Origin of the sequence: Thermomicrobium sp. CFH 73360 (assembly GCF_023806465.1) — a bacterium.
Lineage (GTDB): Bacteria > Chloroflexota > Chloroflexia > Thermomicrobiales > Thermomicrobiaceae > Thermomicrobium.
In genome coordinates, this window is the sequence record NZ_JAMSLS010000003.1 from 180,433 (window position 1) to 202,605 (window position 22,173).

At 60.4% G+C, this 22,173-nt stretch carries 15 protein-coding genes; 10 read left to right on the forward strand and 5 right to left on the reverse strand.

Annotated features, from left to right (window positions below; translation table 11 throughout):
- Positions 1–1,075: 1,075 nt before the first annotated feature.
- The gene (locus tag NET03_RS07530) at positions 1,076–2,470 is read right to left on the reverse strand and encodes a DUF2851 family protein (RefSeq protein ID WP_252128296.1); all 1,395 of its coding nucleotides are present in this window, start codon (positions 2,468–2,470) and stop codon (positions 1,076–1,078) included.
- A gap of 43 nt (positions 2,471–2,513) precedes the next feature.
- Here NET03_RS07530 and cofG point away from each other — a divergent pair, with 43 nt between their 5' ends.
- Positions 2,514–3,728, forward strand: coding sequence for a 7,8-didemethyl-8-hydroxy-5-deazariboflavin synthase CofG (gene cofG, locus NET03_RS07535; RefSeq protein WP_252128297.1), 1,215 nt, complete (start codon positions 2,514–2,516; stop codon positions 3,726–3,728).
- Positions 3,728–5,068 (forward strand): 5-amino-6-(D-ribitylamino)uracil--L-tyrosine 4-hydroxyphenyl transferase CofH, encoded by a 1,341-nt coding sequence (cofH, locus tag NET03_RS07540; RefSeq protein ID WP_252128298.1) that lies wholly within the window; start codon positions 3,728–3,730, stop codon positions 5,066–5,068. Before cofG ends, cofH begins: the two co-directional genes overlap by 1 nt.
- Here cofH and NET03_RS07545 read toward each other — a convergent pair.
- Positions 5,055–5,912, reverse strand: coding sequence for a polysaccharide deacetylase family protein (locus NET03_RS07545; RefSeq protein WP_252128299.1), 858 nt, complete (start codon positions 5,910–5,912; stop codon positions 5,055–5,057). The two genes, cofH and NET03_RS07545, sit on opposite strands and share 14 nt — an antisense overlap.
- Positions 5,913–6,474: 562 nt before the next feature.
- Between NET03_RS07545 and NET03_RS07550 the strand changes: the two genes are divergently transcribed.
- Positions 6,475–7,743 carry an MFS transporter gene (locus tag NET03_RS07550; RefSeq protein ID WP_252128300.1) on the forward strand — a complete coding sequence of 423 codons (1,269 nt, stop codon included), beginning with the start codon at positions 6,475–6,477 and terminating at the stop codon, positions 7,741–7,743.
- Here NET03_RS07550 and NET03_RS07555 read toward each other — a convergent pair.
- On the reverse strand, positions 7,687–8,574 hold the full coding sequence (locus NET03_RS07555) for a hypothetical protein (RefSeq protein ID WP_252128301.1): 888 nt from the start codon (positions 8,572–8,574) through the stop codon (positions 7,687–7,689). The two genes, NET03_RS07550 and NET03_RS07555, sit on opposite strands and share 57 nt — an antisense overlap.
- Positions 8,575–8,680: 106 nt before the next feature.
- On the opposite strand from NET03_RS07555, the gene NET03_RS07560 reads away from it, so the two are divergent.
- On the forward strand, positions 8,681–9,898 hold the full coding sequence (locus tag NET03_RS07560; protein ID WP_252128302.1) for an aminotransferase-like domain-containing protein: 1,218 nt from the start codon (positions 8,681–8,683) through the stop codon (positions 9,896–9,898).
- A gap of 125 nt (positions 9,899–10,023) precedes the next feature.
- On the opposite strand, the gene NET03_RS07565 is transcribed toward NET03_RS07560, so the two are convergent.
- Positions 10,024–10,551: a hypothetical protein gene (locus NET03_RS07565; RefSeq protein WP_252128303.1), complete on the reverse strand. Its 528-nt coding sequence runs from the start codon at positions 10,549–10,551 to the stop codon at positions 10,024–10,026.
- 121 nt (positions 10,552–10,672) lie between these two features.
- On the opposite strand from NET03_RS07565, the gene NET03_RS07570 reads away from it, so the two are divergent.
- The 3 genes from NET03_RS07570 to NET03_RS07580 all read left to right on the forward strand — a co-directional run bounded on the left by NET03_RS07570 (position 10,673) and on the right by NET03_RS07580 (position 15,070).
- The gene (locus NET03_RS07570) at positions 10,673–12,079 is read left to right on the forward strand and encodes an NAD(P)/FAD-dependent oxidoreductase (protein WP_252128304.1); all 1,407 of its coding nucleotides are present in this window, start codon (positions 10,673–10,675) and stop codon (positions 12,077–12,079) included.
- Positions 12,080–12,544: 465 nt separating this feature from the next.
- Positions 12,545–13,165 carry a hypothetical protein gene (locus NET03_RS07575; protein WP_252128305.1) on the forward strand — a complete coding sequence of 207 codons (621 nt, stop codon included), beginning with the start codon at positions 12,545–12,547 and terminating at the stop codon, positions 13,163–13,165.
- Positions 13,166–13,177: 12 nt separating this feature from the next.
- The gene (locus NET03_RS07580; RefSeq protein WP_252128306.1) at positions 13,178–15,070 is read left to right on the forward strand and encodes an AAA family ATPase; all 1,893 of its coding nucleotides are present in this window, start codon (positions 13,178–13,180) and stop codon (positions 15,068–15,070) included.
- Here the strand turns inward: NET03_RS07580 and NET03_RS07585 are convergent.
- Positions 15,063–16,193: an alpha/beta hydrolase gene (locus NET03_RS07585; protein WP_252128307.1), complete on the reverse strand. Its 1,131-nt coding sequence runs from the start codon at positions 16,191–16,193 to the stop codon at positions 15,063–15,065. The genes NET03_RS07580 and NET03_RS07585 overlap by 8 nt on opposite strands.
- Positions 16,194–17,011: 818 nt before the next feature.
- On the opposite strand from NET03_RS07585, the gene NET03_RS07590 reads away from it, so the two are divergent.
- The 3 genes from NET03_RS07590 to NET03_RS07600 are packed head-to-tail and all read left to right on the forward strand — an operon-like array spanning position 17,012 to position 21,493.
- Complete coding sequence (locus tag NET03_RS07590) at positions 17,012–18,949, forward strand: PrkA family serine protein kinase (protein WP_252128509.1); 1,938 nt, start codon at positions 17,012–17,014, stop codon at positions 18,947–18,949.
- Positions 18,950–18,969: 20 nt separating this feature from the next.
- Entirely contained in the window at positions 18,970–20,130 is a 1,161-nt protein-coding gene (gene yhbH, locus NET03_RS07595; RefSeq protein ID WP_252128308.1) for a sporulation protein YhbH, read from the forward strand.
- A 4-nt stretch (positions 20,131–20,134) separates the two neighbouring features.
- Positions 20,135–21,493, forward strand: coding sequence for a SpoVR family protein (locus NET03_RS07600; RefSeq protein ID WP_286207313.1), 1,359 nt, complete (start codon positions 20,135–20,137; stop codon positions 21,491–21,493).
- Positions 21,494–22,173 lie beyond the last annotated feature (680 nt).

Sequence of the window (22,173 nt, forward strand, 5' to 3'; positions counted from 1 at the left end):
TGCTTGTGGTCCGCATTGCTCAAGCTTCGGCAGCAACCATGGTCATGCTTCACCACGCCCGCTGGGGAGCGACAGCGGGCGGAAGGCTCCGCGCTTTGTCCCTGGTTCGGTCGTGCGCCATCGCGTCATTTACCGTGTCACGCGCTGGTGCCATGTGAGCTCCAGTTCTTGAGCGTCGATCTGTCCACCGGGGTGGAGTGTGAGAGTCCGGTGACGGGTGAGGGCCCAGACATCGTTCGCCGTGTTGTCCGTTGCCGTAGGCCACTCCGCCTGCTGCAGGATTCCGGGGAGGTACGTCACGGAATCCGCTTCTGCCGAGCGGCGGGAGTATCTGTCCCCGGACGCTCCCAATCGTTAAAGAAGACTGCTGTGGAGACCCCGGTTCGGACGGCACGGTCCTCCACGCGGTTTACACGTGCAGCGAGGTGGAGGCGTGAGGGTATCGATCTCTCGAGCACCACACGGAGGTCTCCTAGGCAACCATCTTTGGTGGCGAGGCTCGAGATCCTTTCGGTCAGCTGCTAACCGTGGCATCGGTGTGCAGTTTCTGAGAAGAAGACCCCGTACCCGCCTTATGTAATGACTTCTCCGGTTCCAGATCGGTCATTACCGGATGAGTCAACCGAGCCGTGCCTTGCACGTGGAGCGCTTCGTTGGTTGCCGGGAGGCGTACACCGCAACCAGAGAGACAAACCCGCTCTGAAGAGCGGCCCAGTTCGACTTTTCGAGGTGTCGACCGTTCGGATTCCCCATCTGGCTAGGGCGTGGCGTTTCATGGTTCAGCGGCACCCTGCCTGCTCGTCCGGCGAGCTCAACGGCGGGCCTGTTTTGCTCGCGAGAGAGGAAACCGCGGTCGCGCCGTTGTGCCTTGGCCCAATTGTCGCAAGTTTGGTTTGATCGGGAGGGGAAACCGCTACTCCCGCTGTCAAAACCTTCCAGACCACGAGGCCACACAACAGCCTCCCCGGTGGGGAAGGCACAGGAACGTAAGTCTTGGCAGTCTATTGGCCTCGAATCGTGGGCGATGTGGCACGGGTTTGTGCGTTCGACCATTCCCTGGGAGGTGCAGGTCGCCTTAGGCAGAAGGGGAGGAACTCCGAGATAGGACAAGGTGGGCGACAGGGCACTCCCAGCAGCGTCGTTCGCGACAACCCCGATGGTACAGGTGCAAGAGCCCCTGCTCAGCACGCGCACTGCGAAGACGGATCGGTGTTGGCCCGCAGACCTGCTCGAGTGTTGCCCGCACGAGCTGATTGCCACGTCCGGCTGGGAGTTCGAGCCAAAGTTGGGCGGCTGCCTCGCGGATCCTGTCATCGGCGATCCAATCGGCGTAGCCCAGCGAGAAGGGAATGATGACGTTGACAATGATGTCGTGTGCCCGGTCTTGGCCAAGTGGTACAGGACCTGCCCTGAGCCATGCGAAGAGCTGCCGACGGGGTCGTGCCGTGACCAGCCGCTCGAGGACGTCAGCAAGGAGCCCGCTGTCAGTTGTGGCAAGGAGACCAGCGAGGTTCAGTAGGCGTCGTACTGGATGGTTCGTCGGGCGGACACCGCCAAGTCGCCAGAGTGTCCTTGCAGAACCAACTCGCATCTCTCGTGCATTCCAGATGGCCTCGATTTCTTGCCAGAGGCTCGTGGGAAGCTTGACAAGCTCCCGTTCAGCATCGGATAGGGGAAGGAAGCCAGCGGTGCCGAGCAAGAGCGCGGCTGCCATCGGAAAGCGCTTTTCCGGCGCAAGCGCAGAGAGTCGAACCTCCAGATGCATGAGCGGGAGTTCTTCGGCGATGGCACGCATCCCTTGACGGTTCTGGTGGTAGCCGAGGGCATCGGCGAGAAGCCAAAACAGTGTCTGCGCCGGCGACTCACCGCTGAGGCGGGCCTGAATGCGAGCGACCTTCTCGCGCAATCGGCTGTCCCCTGCGTTTTCGAAAAGATGATGGAGGAGCTCCGGATGGGCAGCTGCGATCTCAGGGGCACAGTGGGCAAAGCCGAGGGCACCCAGTGGTCGCAGAGAGACGAATGGGAGTTGGTCAAATCTCGTTGCGAGGAAACGGGCGAGCTCAAGGGTTGGAACCGTTGTACCGTCGCGGCGGCGGACGGTTTTCTGGAGATCATCGTCCCAGACTGCATGGAGCACGACGTGATCGTAGGCCGGGTCCTCGTGATGTGCGTGTGCATACCAGTCGGAGGCTCGAACGTGGAGTTCGACGTCACCTGACACCAGCTCGCCATCCAGATCCAGGAGGGCGTTAGCAAAATCGGGCCCCCGACGATGTGTCCACACACCGCGATAGATCACCCTCAGTCGACGGCCGTCAGTCGTACGGAGATCAGTGGTGAGGGCCTGTTCTTGCCAGAGGTATGCGAGTGTTGTCTCGTTGGGTGTCATCCTTCCCCCAATGACCTGCCGGTAGGATAGCGGGTTCAGAGATGCACGGGGAAGCTGGCGAGGGATGACGATCTGCGCCATACTCAGCTTCGTCCGAGAGGGGACGGAAGGGAGGCGACTCTCGGTGTCGATCGGGTTCCGCACTGCGACAACCGCCGACCCCGGGCTAGTGCGTGAGCTGGCCGATGCCGTGGACACGGGTGCCTTGGATCCGGCGGCAGCTGCGCGTCTCATTCGCGCCGATGGTACGCTCCTGCTCCACTTGCTTGAGGCAGCGAGCCTGGTGCGAGAGCGTCGGTCGGGCCGGACAGTGACCTACTCGCGAAAGGTGTTCATTCCACTCACCAACCTCTGCCGCGATCAGTGTGCGTACTGCACATTTGTGCGTCGGCCGAGCGATCCGCTGGCCCACACGATGACACCAGAAGAGGTGCTGGCGGTCGCTGAGGCCGGGAGTGCTGCCGGCTGCAAGGAGGCACTGTTCAGTCTTGGGGACAAGCCGGAGCTCCGCTATGCCGTATACCGCCGTTGGTTGGCGGAGCGGGGGTATGCGCGGACGATCGAGTACCTTCGTGACATGTGTGCACTTGTGCTGGAACGTACGGGACTGCTGCCCCATGCGAATCCTGGAGTGATGAGTGAGGAGGATATCGCCCTCCTGCGGCCGGTCACGGCGAGTATGGGATTGATGTTGGAGTCATCAAGCGAGCGTCTCCTTGAGCGCGGTGGTGCACATCGGGGTTGCCCGGACAAGGTGCCGGCTGTCCGACTGGCCACGCTGGAGGCGGCCGGGCGACTGCGTGTTCCCTTCACCACAGGGATTCTCATCGGAATCGGGGAAACGCCGGAAGAACGCGTTGATGCCCTCTATGTGATCCGCACACTGCAGGATCGGTACGGACACATCCAAGAGGTGATCGTGCAGAACTTCCGGCGTAAACCGGATATCCGGATGCGTGATTGGCCGGAACCGACGCTCTTGGAGATGTTGCGGACCATTGCGGTCGCTCGCCTCATCCTCGGGACGACGACCGCGGTGCAGGCGCCACCAAACCTCATGCCCGATGGCTATGAGGTCTATCTGCTCGCTGGACTTGACGATTGGGGCGGCATCTCACCGGTGACGCGGGATTTCATTAATCCCGAGCGGGCCTGGCCGCACCTTCGGGAAGTGAAAGAGCGGACCGCACAACTCGGTTTCCAGCTGCGGGAGCGCCTCGCGGTGTATCCGGACTACATCCTGCGTGGTGACGAGTTTCTCGATCCAGCTGTGTTGGCGCGCGTGAGAGTGCTCGTCGACCCAGGTGGATTGGTACCTCCAGAAAAGGAGTTGTGGTAATGGAAGAAGTCGCAGCGCTCCGAGACACGCTTGATCGTGTGCTCGCGCTTGCCTCGCCGGATGTGGCTCGCATCCTCGATCGTGTTCTCGCCGGGCACGAAGTCACGGTCGACGAGGGTGAGCGGTTGTTTGAGACGCACGGTCGGGATCTGTTCCTGGTTACAATCGTCGCGGACGAACTGCGACGGCGTGCCGTCGGTGATGTTGTCACCTACGTGGTAAACCGCAACATTAATTTCACGAACGTCTGCATCAAGCGCTGCGGCTTCTGCGCCTTCTCTCGTGGCCACCGCGAAGAACAGGGATACTTCCTGCCGCTGGAGGAGATCGTCCGTCGCGCCCGAGAAGCCTGGGAGCTTGGCGCAACGGAGGTCTGTATCCAAGCTGGCTTGCCCCCAAAGATGGACCCCGACCTCTATCCGACGATTTGCCGCGCCATCAAGGCGGAACTCCCTGGTATCCACATCCACGGTTTCTCGCCCGAGGAAGTCGTCTATGGTGCCCTGCGGGCTCGCTGCTCGATCGCCGAGTATCTCGAGCGTCTCAGGGAGGCAGGGGTCGGTTCTCTTCCAGGGACGTCAGCAGAGATTCTTGACGACGAGGTGCGGCGACGGATCTCGCCGGGTCGTATCTCGACCGCGCAGTGGATCGAAGTGATTACCACCGCACATCGTCTTGGTATCCCGACGACGGCCACCATCATGTATGGGCATATCGAGACGAACCGTCATCGGGCAGCGCATCTGGCGCTCATTCGGGGTATTCAGAAGGAGACGGGCGGTTTCACCGAGTTCGTCCCACTGAGTCTTGTCCACAGCGAGGCACCAATGTATCGCAAGCGTCTTTTGCCCGACCTCCGGCCTGGTGCTACTGGCGAAGAAGTTGTGAAGATGCATGCCATTGCGCGGATCATGTTGCATCCGTATATCCGGAACATCCAAGTCTCGTGGGTGAAAGAGGGACCGAAGCTGGCGCAGTGGTGCCTCCATGCGGGGGCGAATGATCTCGGTGGAACGTTGATGAACGAAAGTATTTCTACCGCTGCTGGAGCGACATACGGGCAGCTTGTACCACCGCGCGAGCTCCGCCGGTGGATCCGCGATGCTGCTCGTATCCCAGCGGAGCGGACGACGTTGTACGAGCTGCGCACGCCCCTGACCGATGATGATCCACCGCATCCGCTTGACGAGGCGGCTGCGCACCCTGAGCGGTTCGGCTCCTACTTTGAGCTGATCCGGGACGAGCGTTTCTCCTTCCGGAAGCACTATCGGATCGTGTTACAACAGGCGAGCGCAGCGTCGCGCATCGCGGAGGCAAGGCCGAGCTTCAGCGGTGAGTGAGCGGATCGTAGACGAGCCCTTGTCGCCATTCCTCTGGATTGGCGGCAATGTGTGCTGCCCAATAGTCCGCTACCTCAAGACCGGTTGCGATCCAGACGTGGGGGTATGACAGGATGTGCTCGATCAGCCGTTCCAACATGAGGATCCGCCCGGGACGGCCGATCAACTGCGGATGCATGGTCAGGTTGAAGAGCCCCCCGAAACGGTAGATGCCCTGAAACTCCTCGCCCCATGCTTGGAAGGCATGCTGGGCTGGCTGAATTGGCCGGGAGCCAGGGCCGGGCCGGAACAAGAAGAACGGTGCGTCGTCGAGCAGCCACTGCACCGGAAGCTCGATCAGGCGGGTATCTGGATGTTGCCAAGGGAGAAAATGGCTCATCAGGTTTGAGGAGTAACGGAAACCATACTGCTCGAGAAGGCGAAGTGTCCGGCCGGTCAGTTCCCAGGACGGTGACCGGTACCCGAGCGGCGTACGGCCAGTCACTCGTTGCAGCGCTTCGATGCCCCGCTCAAGCACTCGTCGTTCATCCTCCTCAGAGAGATCACTCATTGTTTCATGAAGGTACCCATGGTGACCGATTTCGTGCCCCTGGTCAACAATGGCCGCAACAATGTCAGGATGATGCTCGGCAACCCATCCTGGGACGAAGAACGTTGCCCGGAGATCGAATCGTCGCAGGACGTGGAGCACAAGTGGCACACCGACCCGCGCACCGTATGTGCCCTGCGAGAGAAGCCCGATCCGGTCGCTGTGTTGTAAGGATCCGGCCAGCCAGAGTGTCTCTGCGTCGACATCAAAGGTCAACATGACGGCACACTGCGCTCCATCCTTCCACCGCCCCATCGGTACCCCCCTTCGGATATCGGCGACCAGGGCAATCGTAGCAGGCATACCCTGAGATGTCGCTCCATCCAGGTGGATCAGCTCGGAGAGGCACTCTGCAGCACCGAGCATGCCCGTTGCGAGTGTCGAGGTCAGTGCTCTGGCAGCAGATTCGAGCCTGCAGCGTGTTCCCCGCTTGGCGAAGAGGCTGCGGCTCACCCCGCACCTGGTGTTTCGCCGCGACAACAGGCACGGCGTCCTTGTGTGGGGCCAAGCCGGGTGGAGGGATACCGGGTTGTGTTCATTCCTCGATTGGCCGCGACGCCTGCGTCCGTGTCGTTCTTCATGAAACGTGCTGGTTGTGTCTATTCCTCGGTGAGCCGCGACATGGAGCTGCCTCTCGCGGAGGTGCCTGGGACGATGGTTGTACTTGTGTGGGGTGGAGGCCCAGTCTTTCCCCGCTAACACTAGGGGTTGAGGAGCACCGCGGAGCCCATGGGATTCTGGCGCACATTCTGGCAATCACGTACAACGCCTGTTGCACATCTGGCTGCCTAGCGGTAGGGTTGCCGCGGGGGACAGGATGGGAGAGCATCAGACACCGAAGACACTCTCCCGACGGTCGGCACCGGTGATCGAGACAGCGACGGGGCCTCTTCTCGACGCTCTGCTCCGGTATCGAGCCTATCGGCTCCTCTGGACATCGAGCGTTTTGACCCAGATCGGGCAGTGGATGCTGCAGGTTGCGACCGGCTGGGCAATGCTCCAGCTGACCGACTCAGCGTTGTGGGTCGGGATGCTGGGATTCGCGGGTGGGCTCCCCTTCCTCATTGTCGCAGCACCGGCTGGGGCGCTGGCGGAGCGCTTCGACCGACGTGATGTCTTACTCGTCTGCCAGGCCGGTGCACTGCTCCTGAGCGCCGCATTGGCACTACTGGTGTTCTCGGGACTTGCCACCCCCTTCCTGTTGCTCATGGCAACGTTCCTGAACGGTTCACTCCTTGCCGCGAACAATGCGACGCGACAGGCACTCATCCCCGGTTATGTTCCGCGCTCAGCGCTCCAGAACGCCGTTGCGCTGCTCTCGGCTGGAATGAACACAACACGTATCCTTGGGCCTTCGCTTGCTGGGCCGCTCGTTGCTACTCTTGGAGCTGGGGGCACACTCCTTTTCCAGACAGGCTGCCTGGCGCTGGCACTGGCAAATACCGGACGCCTGCCCTCGGCACCGCCCGCTGCACAGCTGAATCTCCCGTTTCTTCGTCTCATGGCGGAAGGTCTGGCGTACGTCCGACGTGTCCCGATCGTTCTGGGATTAATCCTCCTGGCGAGCGTTCCCACGATTCTCGTCTTCCCCTACTTGCACCTTCTCCCCGTTTTTGCGCGCGATGTGCTGCATCTCGGGCCCGGAGGGCTTGGACTGCTCTACACTGTTGGGGGTGCGGGAGCGCTCATCGGGTCGCTGTTCGTGGCAAGTTTGCGGCGGGTACGCTACCGTGGGGCACTCATGGTGGGAATCATTGTCGTCTACGGAGGCGTGATTGCCGTCTTTTCCCTCACTCGCTGGCTTCCTTTGGCACTTGGTTGTCTGTTTATGGGCGGTTTCCTTGGGGCGGCCTACATGGCATTGAATAACGCGCTCCTTCACCTCGCCGTCGGCGACGAGGTGCGAGGGCGCGTGATGGGTCTTTATATGGTGACGTGGGGTTTTATGCCCCTCGGCGCATTGCCAATGGGGGCTCTGGGCGATCTCATTGGTGTGCCAGGTGCTGTCCTAAGCGGTGCCCTGGCAAGCTCACTTGCCGCTCTCCTGGTTGTCTGGCGTGTTCCGGCTCTCCTCCGACTGCAATGACGCGAGCTCAATAATCGGCCGTCCTGGTTCGCCGAGCTCCAGTCGCTCCTCAAGATAGTGGCGAAGCGCCGTCTCGTCTTGGGACGGGGCTTCCTCGGTGCGCCAAATTCCTGGTTCGATTTCGAAGGTAGCCAGTCGACCATCGATCCCGAGGAAGAGGATGCGCTCCCCGGCGAGATACTGGATGTAGTCATAGGTCCAACCAGTCAGCCGGGCGCCGGAGGCGGTGTAGAGGGGATGGTAGGCTCCATCGATCGGTTGGTCGTCGACGAAGAGTTCCCGCGCGACAATGAGGCCAGGGTAGTCCGCAATCAACTCGGCTGTCACTCGGTAGAGAGTCGGATAGCGCTCGGCGCGTTGGTGCGCGCACTGTGCATGCTCGCCATGGCGCAGGCGTGGGGATGGAACCGCGAAGAGCAGGCGGCGAATGGCTTCTGCCGGGTCTTCCTGGCACAACTTGCCCAGTGAGAGGCGGACGCTCTGCCCAACTGTGAAGACGGGTGCATCCTCTTCGCCGAGCCAGATCGTGCCCAGGCTATCGGCCGGCTCCGTCGCGTACAGACGACAGGTGACCCGCCGTGTCACCAGGAAACGATCCCATCCGTGCTCGGGGTGATAGACTGGCAGTACATCGATGGCCGAAGTGCGGTAACGGCTGCCAACGATTGCTGCAGCCAGTACCCAACCGACAGCGTAGGCAAGGCGGTCGGGCATCGCTAGCTCTGGCACATGTGGGTGATCGACTGGAATCGACCGTGGTTCGAGATCGCGATAGTGGGCGATCGCGCGGTGGAGAGCCATTACAAGGTGCGGATCAGCCACGACACTCATCGCCAATTCCTCCATTTCCTCGTCAGTGTTCGGGGTGCCGTCCGCTATACTGGGACGGCGGTGCGCCGCTGGGCAGCATACCACGCGCAGGGAAGGAGCCGTTGTTATGGACGAACGCTGGCATGAGAGGTGGTCGAGACGAGGACGAATCGCTGCCGCTGCTGAGCGTCCTCCTCGAGTCCCGCCGGAGGGCATGATCTCGTTTGTGTATGGAGATCCGGATTGGGACAGCCTTCCACTCGAAGATATGGCGCTGGCAGCAGAATTTCTCGCTGAGAACCAGCGGCGTGATGCACTTGGCTACCAGAACCTGATCCGACCAGATGAGCTGAACGAGGCGCTGGCACAGAAGCTAGCCCGTGACCAGGGGATGCAGGTTTCGCCGGAACAGATTTTGGTGACGCTTGGTTCGAGCAACGGGCTTGGCATCATCTGCGATGCCCTTCTGGATCCCGGCGACGTGGTGCTCATCGATGCACCAGCTTGGATGGGTGCGACGAGTATGTTCAAGCTCGCGGGAGCGCAGCTCGTCGGCATTCCCGTTGATGAGCATGGCATCGATCCTGATGCGGTGGTGGCTGCACTCGATCACTTGGAGCGTGAGGGACGGCGACCGAAGTTCCTGTATACCTTGCCGACCTTCCAGAATCCTGCGGGTGTCGAACTCTCGCTGGAGCGACGGCGAGCCCTGGCTCGGCTTGCCGACGAACGGGGACTTCTCATCATTGAGGACGACGCCTATTACGAGCTGCGCTTCCGAGGGGACTATCCGCCGACTCTCTTCAGCTTGGCTGAACCGGGGAACGTGCTGTACTGTGGGACGCTGTCGAAAACGATCGCTGCTGGGCTGCGTCTTGGCTATGTCGTTGGTCCTGCTCCGATCGTTGCGACGCTGGCTCGGGCGCGAATCGATGCGCTGCGCAACAGTTTCACTGCAGCGCTCGCTGACTGGTATCTCCGCACTGGACGCTATCATGCGCATCTTGCCGAGCTCCGGCGGATCTATCGGGAGAAGTGCGAGCGAATGCTTGCTGCCTTGGAGCGTCAGATGCCAGAGGGGGTTCGCTGGACGCGCCCGAATGGTGGCTTCTTCATCTGGCTCACGTTGCCCGAAGGGTTGAGCGCCACCGAACTCTTGGCCACGTGCCGCGAGCGGCGGGTTGATTTCATCCCCGGTCCAGCCTTCTATGGCGACGGGGGTGGCGATCGGCACCTGCGTCTCTCATACAGTGCAGTGACCTTGCAGCAGATCGACGAAGGGGTGGCACGCCTCGCTGAAGTCGTACGGCAAGCACTGGCTGGGGAACTCGCAGCGACTGGCTAGTACTGCTTGCTGCGAACAGGGAGAGAACGGACGCGAAGCGCCGCGGCGAGTCTGGTGTGTGTCCGGCACTTTCTTATGAGACACCGCGTGGCCGAGGCGATACAGAACGCTGGCAAGGAAAGCGTTCACCGTCGCGGCTGACGACGCGGAGAGCTTTTGGGTGGCGTCGTCGCGACGGCCTCGACGGCTTGCTTGAGGTAGGGCTGGATGACTTCGGCAGTGAGAGCCGGACCAAGCCGGCTCTCCAACCAGCGCACTGCGTCAGCGATCGTTCGTGCCTCGAGGGGATGCCCGGCGGCTCCAAGCGCTGCTGCGACTTCTAGGAGGACGCGATCTGGTTGTCGTTCGCCAAGGATACGGCGGACCCGTCCGAGCAGCGCCCGCTGCGCCTGAGGGTGAGCAGGCTTCCCTTCGAGTGCGAGGTAAGCACCGACCAGCCGCCAAAGATCGGCGTTCCGTCGCTGACGAGCCGAACGCTCCCCCTGTTCGAGAGCCACCACGAGCTCCGCCACTGTTTCCGGGGTGATTGGCTGATGGCGTCGCTCAAGTGCCTCCATCACTGGAGCGATCTGCCGTGGCGAGACGCGGAACCCTGCAGCCTTGCGCACTGCCTGCAGGAACGAACGGTCATTTGTCGGCTCGCCGGTGCTCATACTGAACTCCTCGCACAAGAGGCGAGTTCCGTCACCGCCAGTGTACGAGAAGCGTTCTCGCACGACCAGGCGTGTGTTCACGAACCGGGCTATACTGCCGTTGGTATGGGAGGAGGGGGTCATGGGCACATTGGCCACCAAATCGGTATATGCCCAGTACAGCTTTTGGCTGGAGACCTGCGGAGACGACTTGACGCCACGGCCGCGGCTGGAGGGGACGATCGACGTTGATGTCGCGATTCTTGGCGCTGGCTTCACCGGGCTCTGGACTGCCTATTATCTTCTCCAGCGAGAGCCGAGTGCGAAGGTCGTCATTCTTGAGCAGAAAATCGCTGGCTTCGGTGCATCGGGACGGAACGGGGGATGGTTGTATCCGGGATTTCCGGTCTCCCTTGCAGAGTTAGCAAGTCGGTACGGTGTCGAGACGGCGCGAGCAATCCACTATGCGATGCGGGCGACTGTTGACGAGGTGGAGCGGGTACTCCATGAGGAGGGGATTGACGCCCATTTCCACCGCGGGGGCGTGCTACGGCTGGCGAGGGGGATCCATCAGGTCCCGGCACTCGAGGAGACAGCACGGACTTTGGAGCGACTGGGCATCACGGACTACGCCGAGTGGCTTTCGGCAGAGGCCGTGCGTGAGCGGGTTCGAGTGACCAACGCGGTAGCAGGGCTGTACTCTTCGCATGGCGCAGTGATCCACCCGGGTCGACTGGTACGAGGGCTTGCCCGCGCTGTTGAATGTCGCGGTGCAACGATCTTCGAGGAAACGCCGGTCATCGACATCCGTGGAGGCATCCGGCCGGTGTTCCGAACGCCGTATGGGGATGTGCGGGCTCGGGTGCTCGTCCTGGCAGGAGAAGCGTATCTCTCACAGCTCCGTCAGTTCCATCGGGCGCTCATCCCGATCTACTCCCTAATCGTTCTCACAGAGCCGATTCCGGAGGAGCTCTGGAAGGAACTCGGATGGAGCAACCGTGAACTCCTTTCCTCTCAGCGGCTGACCGTGGATTACCTGCAGCGCACTGCTGACGGACGGATCATGTTTGGCGGACGCGGAGCACCGTACCGGTTCGGATCACGCATCGCCGACGCGTTCGACCGGCATGGCCCAACACATGAGATGTTGCGGCAAATGTGCTACGAATGGTTCCCAATGTTGCGCCTGTATGGGATCCATTTCACCCATGCTTGGGGAGGTCCGCTCGGTGTTCCGCGTGATTGGATGCCAACTATGCGGTACGATCCACGGACCGGCATCGCCATGGCGTGTGGCTATACTGGGCAGGGTGTTGCGACCGCGAATCTGGCAGGACGCATCGTAGCTGATCTCATCACTGGACGAGACAGCGAGCTAACTCGATTCCCAATGACACAACATCAGCTGCGACCGTGGGAACCGGAGCCGCTGCGCTGGTTAGGGGTTCGCTTCGTGCAGATCGGCTACGAGCGACTCGACCGGATTGCGGAGTCGACTGGCCGTCCACCGAGCGGGAAGAGCCTGGTGGAACGCATCGCGGCGCACTGACGAATCTCGCCGGGCTCTGCAGCTCTTCGCATGATCCCGGCCGTGGAGGTAGTAGCACTCGTGCGAAGACTGCGTCGGTGCACTGCAATGGTGAGCTTCTTGTGCTTTCTCTCCCATCGTAGGTCACAGACATGGCTCGTGGGTCCACTCAGTACAAGTAGTCTGGCGATGCACCTGGGGCGTGACAGCGAATGAACTCATGCTGTGTCATCGCGAGACATGTTCCGGCACCCCTGATGGGGCTGAAGCATTTAACGTCTTGCGGAGGCTCTGACACGTGAATTGGAGGGGATCTTCGCTCGGGAAGAATGTGGCAGCGAAGGGTGTCGAATCAGGCTTGAACCAGCCTACGGTACCGGTTGTGCAAAAATACCTCGCTCACGGCTCTCCTGCAGCCCCAGGCACGTGCTACACTCTCCAAAGAGCAAGGGTTTGGGACGAGTTCACACGGATGAGACGTTCTCCATGACTGTAACGGCCCCGGCTCCGACGGTTCCACAGCTTCCTGGGCCTGTGCACCGGCGTCGTGTGCGTCTCCTATTGTGGCCGTTCCTGGCCGTGGTGCAGGTGCTTCGGGTCATTCTCCGGAAGCTATTGTGGGTGACGATTCGCACCGTCCGGTTTGCGTGGCGGCATCTGCTGGTTGTGATCCTCGTGGCGCTGGGCGCTTTCTACGCCTCCCGTGCGCTTCTAACGGAGCAAGGAGGATCAGTGAATGAACCAGCGGTTCGCACCGCACCGGTGATCGCGCCGCCTCCGAGCGTGCGTGCTTATCTGGAGGCACAACGGGATTTCGATGCGGAGCGGATGTGGCAGACACTCAGTCCAGAGGCGAAAGCGAGACGACTGGCAAGTGGGGAGAGCTTAGCGACATTCCGCCAGTCAATTCAGCTTCTTCAAGAGCAGGGCTTTCGCTTTGAGGATAGCACTTATGTGGGCGGCTATCGACTCCCGGATGGGCAGGCTTACTACTTCTATGTCACTGAGGTGCGGAATGCCAACGACCAGCGTGGCATGGTTTACCAGATCTTCTGGGTCGATAGCGACGGACTGATCTTCCTCGTCGATACACCACAGCTTCAGTGAAGGTGGTCGGCCATGAGCGGACAAACACAGACGCTTCCAACGACACGCGAACGCCGTCGCTACTGGGACGATTTGGAGCAGCAGATTGACGACATCATTGTTGGAATTGCGGATCTCATTCGAACGCATTTTCGAGGGCTTCTGACGCTGGTAGCGCTTGGGTACGCCTTTTACATCTGGGCCTGGCCGGCGCGAGCGGCGTGGGGGCCGATTGTTTTGACGGTTCTCTTTGCTCTCTTGCAGATTGCCTTCGCAATCGTGTTCGTCATCATCCAGTTTGCTGCGATCTTCTGGTTCCTGGGTCGGGGGCGCACCTACTGGATCAAGCCGGGAGAAACGGGGGTCAGCTTCGCGGATTACAAGGGTAATCCGGAGGTGCTGGAGAGCGCGCGGCGGATCGTCACTCTGCTTAAGGGGATCAAGGAATTCAAAGAGATGGGTGGTGAGGCGATCCGTGGCCTGCTGCTGGTCGGACCACCCGGGACAGGGAAGTCGTATCTGGCGCAGTGCATCTCTACGGAGGCAAACGTGCCGTTCGGCTATGCGAGTGCGCCCTCGTTTCAGAACATGTTTTTCGGCGTGAGCAACCTGCGGATCATGATGTTGTACCGCAAAGCACGCAAGCTGGCGAAAAAGTACGGGGCTTGTATTCTGTTCATTGACGAAATCGACGCAATTGCACAAGCGCGGGGCGGGCGATACGCCGGCCAAGGATTTTTGGGGCCGCTCTTCGGGTGGGGCGCCAATGCGATGCTGAATGAGCTCCTGCTGCAGCTCGATCCGCCGCCACAGGAAGTGACGCTCATTGGTCGTCTCTTGCGACTCCTCGGCTTACGGCGGGGACGAGCAGAACTTCCACCGGTTCTGACGATTGCGGCGACGAACATGCCGGATGCGCTGGATCCGGCGCTGCTGCGGCCGGGTCGATTTGACCGGAAAATCGTGGTTGATTTGCCGAGTGCCGATGGCCGCCGAGAGATCATCGAGTACTACCTCAGTAAGGTCAAGCATGATCCCAACATTCCCATCGACTTCATGGTGCACGACACGATTGGGTATACGCCAGCGGCAATTCGCTACGTCATCAACGAGGCAGTTATCCATGCACACTTCGAGGGACGGAACTACATTACGTACGAGGATTTCACCGCCGCGCGAGAAACGCACGAACTGGGGTTGAGGCAACCGATCCGCACGATGTCAGCCGAGGAACGACGGCGGATCGCCTATCACGAAGCTGGCCACGCGCTGGCACAGTACCTGCTCCAACCCAAGGAACGGGTGGTGAAGGTTTCGATCATCCGGCGCGGCGAAGCGCTCGGGTTTTCGGCGACGAAACCGACGGAGGAGCGTTTCACGAAGACACGGGAGGAACTTCTGGCAGATATCCAGGTGGCGCTGGCCGCTCGTGCGGCAGAGGAGCTCTTCCTGGGTACGCAAATGACTGGGGCAACGAGCGATCTCGCACAAGCGACACATCTTGCGAACCTGATGGTCTCAGCATGGGGTATGGATGGATCGCTCTACAGCGGATTGACCTACAACCAGCTTGTTCCGGATCTCTATCGCAAGCAGCGTATCGAGCAACTCCTGCAACGGCAGTTCGAAAATGTGAAGCGACTCTTGCAAGCAAACCGCGAGGCGGTGGAGGCGATCGCCCAGGGATTGCTCGAGCGCGATGAGCTGAACGAACAGCAATTGCGAGAGATCTTGTCTTGTTTCCAACTAGTTGTTCCGCCGCCAGTGGAGGAACAACCGGAGTCGCTGGAGATAAGGCAGGCGCAGGAGCGGGCGATTCTGGCTGCTGGGGTTGACGGAGCGAGCGAGTCACTGGGGAGCGAACCGGTGCTCGTCGGCGAGAGTGATTCATCGGAGCGCGAGCAACAGCGATCGGATCTTACATGAGGGTAGCGGCGAGCCAGGTCGCGGCCAGTGCTGTCCACTGCTCAAGATGCGTAAACGCGACGTGATTCGCCCGCTCGTAGAAGGCAAGGTGCTTCGGCCCACCGGCAGCGCGGTAGAGCCGAATTGACTCCTGGGGTGGGACGACGAGATCGTTCCCTGCACCGACAACCAGAAGCGGTGTTTGGAGGTGGGGTGCGATACCGTCGAGCGCAAGTGCTGGCGCGAGGCGAGTCAGGTCGCCCGGGGTGACACCGGTGGCGAACGCCACGTCGCGGCGGACGAACTCGCCAAGGAGGTCAAGATACGGGCGCGGATCATAGGGCGCGGTCACCGAGACCACCGCAGCGATCTCCGGGACAGCGTGAGCGAGTTGAACGGCGTAGGCTCCCCGGAGGCTAATGCCCAGCAGGGCAATCCGCTTCGGATCAACCTCGGGGAGATGACGTGCCGTCTCGATGATTGCCCAACCGACATCTTCCTGGCCAGGTGCCGCTGGGATAAGGTCGGCGACTTCACCACTACCTGGCGTGTCGAGCGCAAGGACGGCGAGTCCACGGCGTAAGAACGGGGTGACCCAGGTCACCATTTCTTCCTTCGCTGTGCTGGCGCCATTCAAGAAGACGACGAGTGGGGAGGGGCGGTCGCCGGGCACACAGAGGTAGCCGGGGAGGGCCAAACCGCGCCAGGGGACTTCGATTGGCCGAATTGCAGGGTCCAGGTGGGGGGCAGCAGCACGGAATAAGCGGGCTGCTGCGGTGTAGAGGGCTCGGCGCCGGGCGAGATCGTCAAGTACCATGACGTGCCCGAAGTGATAACAGAGGGCGGCGACACGCTGCAGTTCGGCCGCAGCGCGCAGTTCGCCGGCAGCGGCTCGCTCGTGCGCAGCTAGGAGGTAGGAATGAGCGGCACGAACCCACGCGCGGGGCCAGTCTTGGAGCCGACGGATCCGGCGTAGCGTCGCTTTGAGCGTACGAGGATGAATGCCAGCAAGGAGGAAGCGGTGGCGTCCAGCTGGCGAGAGCAAAGCAGCGCTCGCCAAGCGGAGAGCGACATCGAAGGCGGAGAGCGGAATGCGATTGACGAGCAAGAAGCGCAGACCAACTGCACGAACGCGAGCAAGCACCTCCACCTCCTCGCGATCGTCAAGGATACCCTCTCGCTCACCATCTGACTGCGATTGTCGTGGAAGCGTGTTTCTGGGCTTCCGGGGCTGCAGCGAGTTCTCGAGACATCTTGCCGAGAGCAGCGCGAACTCATGGGTGGTTCACACCAACTCGGCTCTCCGTGGAGGTCACGAACTTCGAATCCTGTTGCGCAACAGCGGGAATAACCTGGTGTTGTCCCCCCGCAAGGGTGCTTCCGTCAGAAGACTAGCGATGAAGGTCCGCTGCATCTGTTTCCCTCCTTTTTGGTTGTTTCTTGACGAGCGCTTCAAGCACGCCTGAGGTGTACACCGGAGCCCAGTCTCGCGAACAAATCAGGTGACTCAACTGCCGCTCAGGGGCGAACCAGCGCATCGAGGGGATTGGTTGGGACGAGGGCGAGACACCGCTGCGGAATGACGGGGGAAGTAGCCAACGAGTACTGGTTGTCTCCCAGTACTCGGATCGGCGAAACCACAGCGGGCATTCTGTCGTTTACAATAGTGCAGAGGTTCCGCACGTTCGACAGTGGGGTTCCAATTGGGCGGTATCGGTTGATGCTGCGCCAGGGGACCGCCACTGTCGAATGGAGGGTTGTCAGGCTTCTGGGGCCTGACCACCGTCTCGTCCAACCGCGTGGGGCGGTGTTCTTCCACCTTTCCCAAGGTAGGTTCTCAACTGCGCTCGCGCGCTGTGTGGAGCGTGTCGCTGTCACTCAGGCACGGAAGGGGGCACAGGCGAAACGATGCATGAAGAACGCGGCCTTGCGGGATGCGAGGGGAAGGAGCGACGAGCCGTCATGGATCTTCTCGAGCGACTGGAAGCCTATCGTGCAGAGGAAGCCGAGCTTAAGTGGGAAGGGACGTTTAGTGACTACTTGGAGCTCGTAGTGAAAAATCCGCACATTGCACAACTGGCGCACGCCCGAATCTACAACATGATCATGGATGCTGGGGTGGAGCAGCTACCCGATGGACGGGTGCGGTACAACTTCTTTGCCGACGAGATCTTTGGTCTCGAGAAACCGTTGGAGCAGATTGTGGAGTACTTCCGCTCGGCTGCACAGCGCCTGGAAGTCCGCAAACGGATTTTGCTCTTGATGGGACCGGTAGGCGGAGGCAAATCGACAATTGTCGCGAAGCTGAAGCGGGGACTGGAGCGGTACACGCGGACGGCACGAGGAGCGGTGTACGCGATCAAAGGTTGTCCGATGCACGAGGAACCGCTGCACCTGGTGCCGGAACCGCTCCGCGAAGACTTCTACCGGGAATACGGTGTCTATATCGAAGGCGAACTGTGTCCGTGGTGCCGATATCATCTGGAAGAAGCACCGCGAGACCCGACACACCCCTGGAGCCGACCCGGACAGCCTTTTAGTGGGCGGCAGGAGGATGTCCCGGTTGTGCGGATCGTCTTCTCGGAGAAGCACCGAGTAGGAATCGGCACGTTCACGCCGTCTGATCCGAAGAGCCAGGACGTTGCAGAACTGGTGGGGAGTATTGATCTCTCGACCATCGGGGAAGTCGGTGCGGAATCAGATCCGCGAGCCTATCGGTTTGATGGGGAACTGAACATCGCCAATCGCGGATTGGTTGAGTTCATTGAGATGTTGAAAGTGGATGAGCGTTTCCTCTACGTGCTGTTGACGTTGACACAGGAGCAGAGCATCAAGACGGGCCGCTTCCCGATGATCTACGCGGACGAGGTGGTGATCAGTCACACCAATGAGCACGAGTACAACGCATTTGTGGGGAACAAGCGGAGTGAGGCGCTCCAGGACCGGATCATCTTAGTGAAAGTGCCGTACAACCTGCGCGTATCGGACGAGGTGAAGATCTACCAGAAGCTCTTAAAGCAGAGCGGCATTCGTGATGTTCACATTGCGCCAGGAACCCTGGAAACAGCGGCGACCTTCGCGGTGCTCTCTCGGCTGGAGGAAAGCCGTAAAGCGGGCATGACATTGATGAAGAAGCTGAAGCTCTACGATGGGCAGACGGTTGAGGGGTACACACCGCAAGATGTAAAGGAACTCCAGGAGGAAGCAACGCGGGAAGGGATGGATGGTGTCTCGCCGCGGTATGTGATCAACCGGATCTCGGCGGCGATCGTGCGTGAGGGGACGCGCTGCATCAACGCGATCGATGTCCTGCGAAGCCTGAAAGACGGGCTCGAGCAGCATACGAGCATCACGCCCAAAGAGCGTGAGCGGCTGCTCAACCTGATTGCTGAGGCGCGAAAAGAGTACGACGAGTGGGCAAAGCGAGAAGTGCAGAGGGCGTTCGTCTACTCGTTCGAGGAGTCGGCGCGGACACTCTTCAATAACTATCTCGACAATGTCGAGGCGTATGTGCATCGGACGAAGGTGATCGATCCAATCACCGAGGAGGAGCTCGAGCCAGATGAACGACTGATGCGGTCGATCGAGGAACAGATCGGGATTCCGGAGAGCCAGAAGCGGCAGTTCCGGGAGGAACTGCTGATCAAGATGTCGTCGATGGCACGAAGAGGGCAGAAGTTCGACTACACGTCGCACGACCGGTTGCGGGAGGCAATTGAGCGGAAGTTGTTCGCCGATCTCAAGGATGTGGTGAAGATCACAACGTCATCGAAGACGCCGGATCCAGAGCAGTTACGCCGGATCAACGAAGTGGTCGACCGGCTGGTGCAGCATCACGGGTACTGCCCGATTTGTGCGAACGAACTGCTGAAGTACGTTGGAGCCTTGTTAAGTCGCTGAGCCAATTGGGGGTGCAGGTCATGTTCACGCTGGCGATCCGACGTGACGACTGGTCGCTGCACCGGAAGGGAGCGATCGACCAGGCGCGGCACATGGAAAAGGTGAAGGAGGCGATTAAGCGGAACCTGGCGGACATCGTCAGCGAGCAATCGATCATTACCTCCGATGGGAAGCGACTCGTGCGGGTACCCATCCGTGTGCTGGAGGAGTATCGCTTCCGCTTTGATCCCGAGGCGGGGCGGCAGGTGGGGCAGGGCAGTGGTGGAACGCAGGTTGGAGATGTTATCGGGCGAGTTGGGAATGGCCGGGGGCCGGGAGTGGGACCGCACGCCGGCGATGAGCCAGGGATAGACTACTACGAGGCTGAACTCACAGTGGACGAGCTTGGCGAACTCATCTTCGAAGATCTGGAATTGCCCAATTTGGAAGAGAAACGGTTGCGTGAACTTGAGTCGGAGGCGGTGCGGTTCACCGACATACGCAAGCATGGGCCGTTTGCCAATCTGGATAAACGGCGGACACTGCGCGAGAACCTGCGGCGCAATGCATGGAGGGGGCGGGCGCGCATTGGTGATTTCAGCAACGAGGACCTGCGCTTCAAGACCTGGGAGCGAGACATCAAGCGTGAGTCGAACGCGGTTGTCATTGCAATGATGGATGTTTCAGGGTCAATGGGGACGTTTGAGAAGTACATCTCGCGCGCGTTCTATTACTGGATGGTGCGATTCTTACGAACGAAATATGACCGCGTAGAGATCCGATTTATTGCGCACCATGCGGAGGCGAAAGAGGTCACTGAGGAGGAGTTTTTCACTCGTGGGGAGAGTGGTGGAACGCGCGCAAGTACGGCCTACGAATTGGCATTCCAGCTGATTCGAGAGCACTATCCGCCGGATGCATGGAACATTTATCCGTTCCATTTTTCAGACGGTGACAACTGGCCTTCGGACAATGAGCGGTGCCGCGAGTTGGCGGAGGAACTTTTGCGCTGCGTGAACCTCTTCGGATACGGGGAAATCCGGCAGGGTCGCTACACCTATCACAGCACATTGATGCATACGCTGCAGCGCATCGGTAGTCCGAAGCTTGTGACGGTGACGATCAGCGAGAAAGCGGACGTCTACCAGGCATTGCGGCGGTTTTTTGGGCCAGAAGTAGGGCGGGAGGTGGCCCGTGCGTGAGGGGATGCCAAGCGCAATCGCCGAGTTGGAACGCCGTATCGGTGAGATCTGGGGGGTGGGCGAACGACTCGGGTTGCGGCCGCTTCCGGTCCACTTTGAGGTCGTGCCAGCGACAGTGATGTACGAGATTGGGGCATATGGCCTTCCAGGGCGATTCTCGCACTGGACGCACGGGAAGGCGTATCAGGTACAGAAGACGCTCTACGACTATGGGCTTAGCAAGATCTATGAACTCGTGATCAACAGTGATCCATGCTATGCCTTCCTGTTAGAGACGAACACGTTGTTGCAGAACACGCTCGTTGCAGCACACGTCATGGCACATGCGGACTTCTTCGCGAACAACGCCTATTTCGCTGAGACGCGGCGAGACATGGTCGACATTGCATCGCTTCACGCCGAGCGGATCGAGAAGTACGAATTCACCCATGGGAAAGGGGAGGTCGAGCAGCTCCTGGATGCGGTGCTCTCGATTCAGGAGCATGTCGATCCAGCTGCCTCGGAGACGTCGACGCGTCGGCGGGCTGAGCAACCACGACGGCCGTCGACGCCGTACGATGACCTTTGGAGGCTCGAGGAACGTAGCCGAGGGGATAAGAGTGGAGGGGAGGAACGGCAGGCAGCGACGACGCCAGCCGAACCGATGCGTGACCTGCTGTTGTTCATTCACGACCACTCACCGATCCTGGAGGACTGGGAGCGGGACGTGGTCGCAATCGTGCGTACGGAGATGTTGTATTTCTTGCCGCAGATCAAGACCAAGGTCCTCAATGAGGGATGGGCAACGCTGTGGCACGCCCGGATCATACGGTCGTTGGATCTCTCGCCCGAAGAACATGTCGAGTTCGCGCGGTTACACGCGAGCGTGCTACAGCCTGCAGGACGAAGGTTGAATCCCTACGCGCTGGGGTATGAGTTACTCTGCGACATTGAGCAGCGGTACGGAACAGAGCATCTCTTCCTGGTGCGGGAAGTTGAGTCGGACGTTTCACTGGTGCGGAACTACCTCACCGAGGAGTTGGTGGAACGGCTGGATCTCTATCTCTACGAGCGGCGCGGAGACGAACTCGTGGTGGTTGACAAGGACTGGAAAGCAGTTCGTGATCGGTTGGCGAATGAGCTCGGCGGAAACCATATTCCGGTGATTGTGGTTGTGGACGGCGACTATCGTGGGAACCGCGAACTCTATCTCCGGCATGTTTGGGATGGACGGAAACTCGACCTGCCGTGGGCGGAGAAGACGCTGGAAAACGTGTATCGATTGTGGGGACGACGCGTCTGGCTGGAGACCCGTTCGGACGATGGCACCGACCCCCTCATCCTGAGCTATCACCCGCGTGAAGGCCATCGGCAGCAGCGGTAAACGATGAGTGCTGTCAACGCCGGGTCATTTGGCGGTGAGGGAGGGTAGGCAGTGCTGTTTCACCGCCGTGACGGTTCCTTTTGTCGAGATCCCCTCTGCCCCTTTTCCCGCGCAGTGCGCGACAAGGTGAAATTCTGATAGGGACCCATGAGGGACGTTTGGGAGTGCTGAAGGATTCCGAACTACTGCTCCGAGTTCCCTCGAGATATGTCGTCAGTGAAGCTCGGGGGACTCTGTTTGGCAGTTTGGACACGCTGCATTGCGTTCTCCGTGGTGGGTGGGCTCGTCCGACGCAGGCGCCCAGATCGGACGGAGCGGACGTGTGATGCAACAGAGTCATTGGGGGCGTACTGGATCTTCCGCCTCTGCCCTGTGCTTCGTCTCGTGTGCTGTTGCTGAGTGAGCCTCGAGTGAGTGAGGTTTGGGTGGGCTGATCGTTGGCACGTGTGGGCCGAGAAGGACAGCTGTGAGTAGGGCCCACTGCCGACGCCTCCTCGCGACGGGATACCCAAGGACGGGTAGGGGTGCGGTTGGTTGTTGTGCACACGAGACTGGCGCGCCATCCGACATTGCCGAGCCGGGAGTAGGCCTGTGAGAGTTGTATAACGTTAGGTCGTTCGAACACACTGGGGAAAAGCACATCGTTGTACCTGGCCGGTGAGTCGGGAGAGCGGAGTGCA

Excerpts from the sequence above, each read along its gene's own strand:
- NET03_RS07530 (WP_252128296.1), bottom strand. The coding sequence starts at position 2,470 with ATGGCGCAGATCGTCATCCCTCGCCAGCTTCCCCGTGCATCTCTGAAC.
- cofH (WP_252128298.1), top strand. The coding sequence starts at position 3,728 with ATGGAAGAAGTCGCAGCGCTCCGAGACACGCTTGATCGTGTGCTCGCG.
- NET03_RS07545 (WP_252128299.1), bottom strand. The coding sequence starts at position 5,912 with ATGGGGCGGTGGAAGGATGGAGCGCAGTGTGCCGTCATGTTGACCTTT.
- NET03_RS07550 (WP_252128300.1), top strand. The coding sequence starts at position 6,475 with ATGGGAGAGCATCAGACACCGAAGACACTCTCCCGACGGTCGGCACCG.
- NET03_RS07555 (WP_252128301.1), bottom strand. The coding sequence starts at position 8,574 with ATGAGTGTCGTGGCTGATCCGCACCTTGTAATGGCTCTCCACCGCGCG.
- NET03_RS07560 (WP_252128302.1), top strand. The coding sequence starts at position 8,681 with ATGGACGAACGCTGGCATGAGAGGTGGTCGAGACGAGGACGAATCGCT.
- NET03_RS07565 (WP_252128303.1), bottom strand. The coding sequence starts at position 10,551 with ATGAGCACCGGCGAGCCGACAAATGACCGTTCGTTCCTGCAGGCAGTG.
- NET03_RS07570 (WP_252128304.1), top strand. The coding sequence starts at position 10,673 with ATGGGCACATTGGCCACCAAATCGGTATATGCCCAGTACAGCTTTTGG.
- NET03_RS07575 (WP_252128305.1), top strand. The coding sequence starts at position 12,545 with ATGACTGTAACGGCCCCGGCTCCGACGGTTCCACAGCTTCCTGGGCCT.
- NET03_RS07580 (WP_252128306.1), top strand. The coding sequence starts at position 13,178 with ATGAGCGGACAAACACAGACGCTTCCAACGACACGCGAACGCCGTCGC.
- NET03_RS07590 (WP_252128509.1), top strand. The coding sequence starts at position 17,012 with ATGGATCTTCTCGAGCGACTGGAAGCCTATCGTGCAGAGGAAGCCGAG.
- yhbH (WP_252128308.1), top strand. The coding sequence starts at position 18,970 with ATGTTCACGCTGGCGATCCGACGTGACGACTGGTCGCTGCACCGGAAG.
- NET03_RS07600 (WP_286207313.1), top strand. The coding sequence starts at position 20,135 with ATGCCAAGCGCAATCGCCGAGTTGGAACGCCGTATCGGTGAGATCTGG.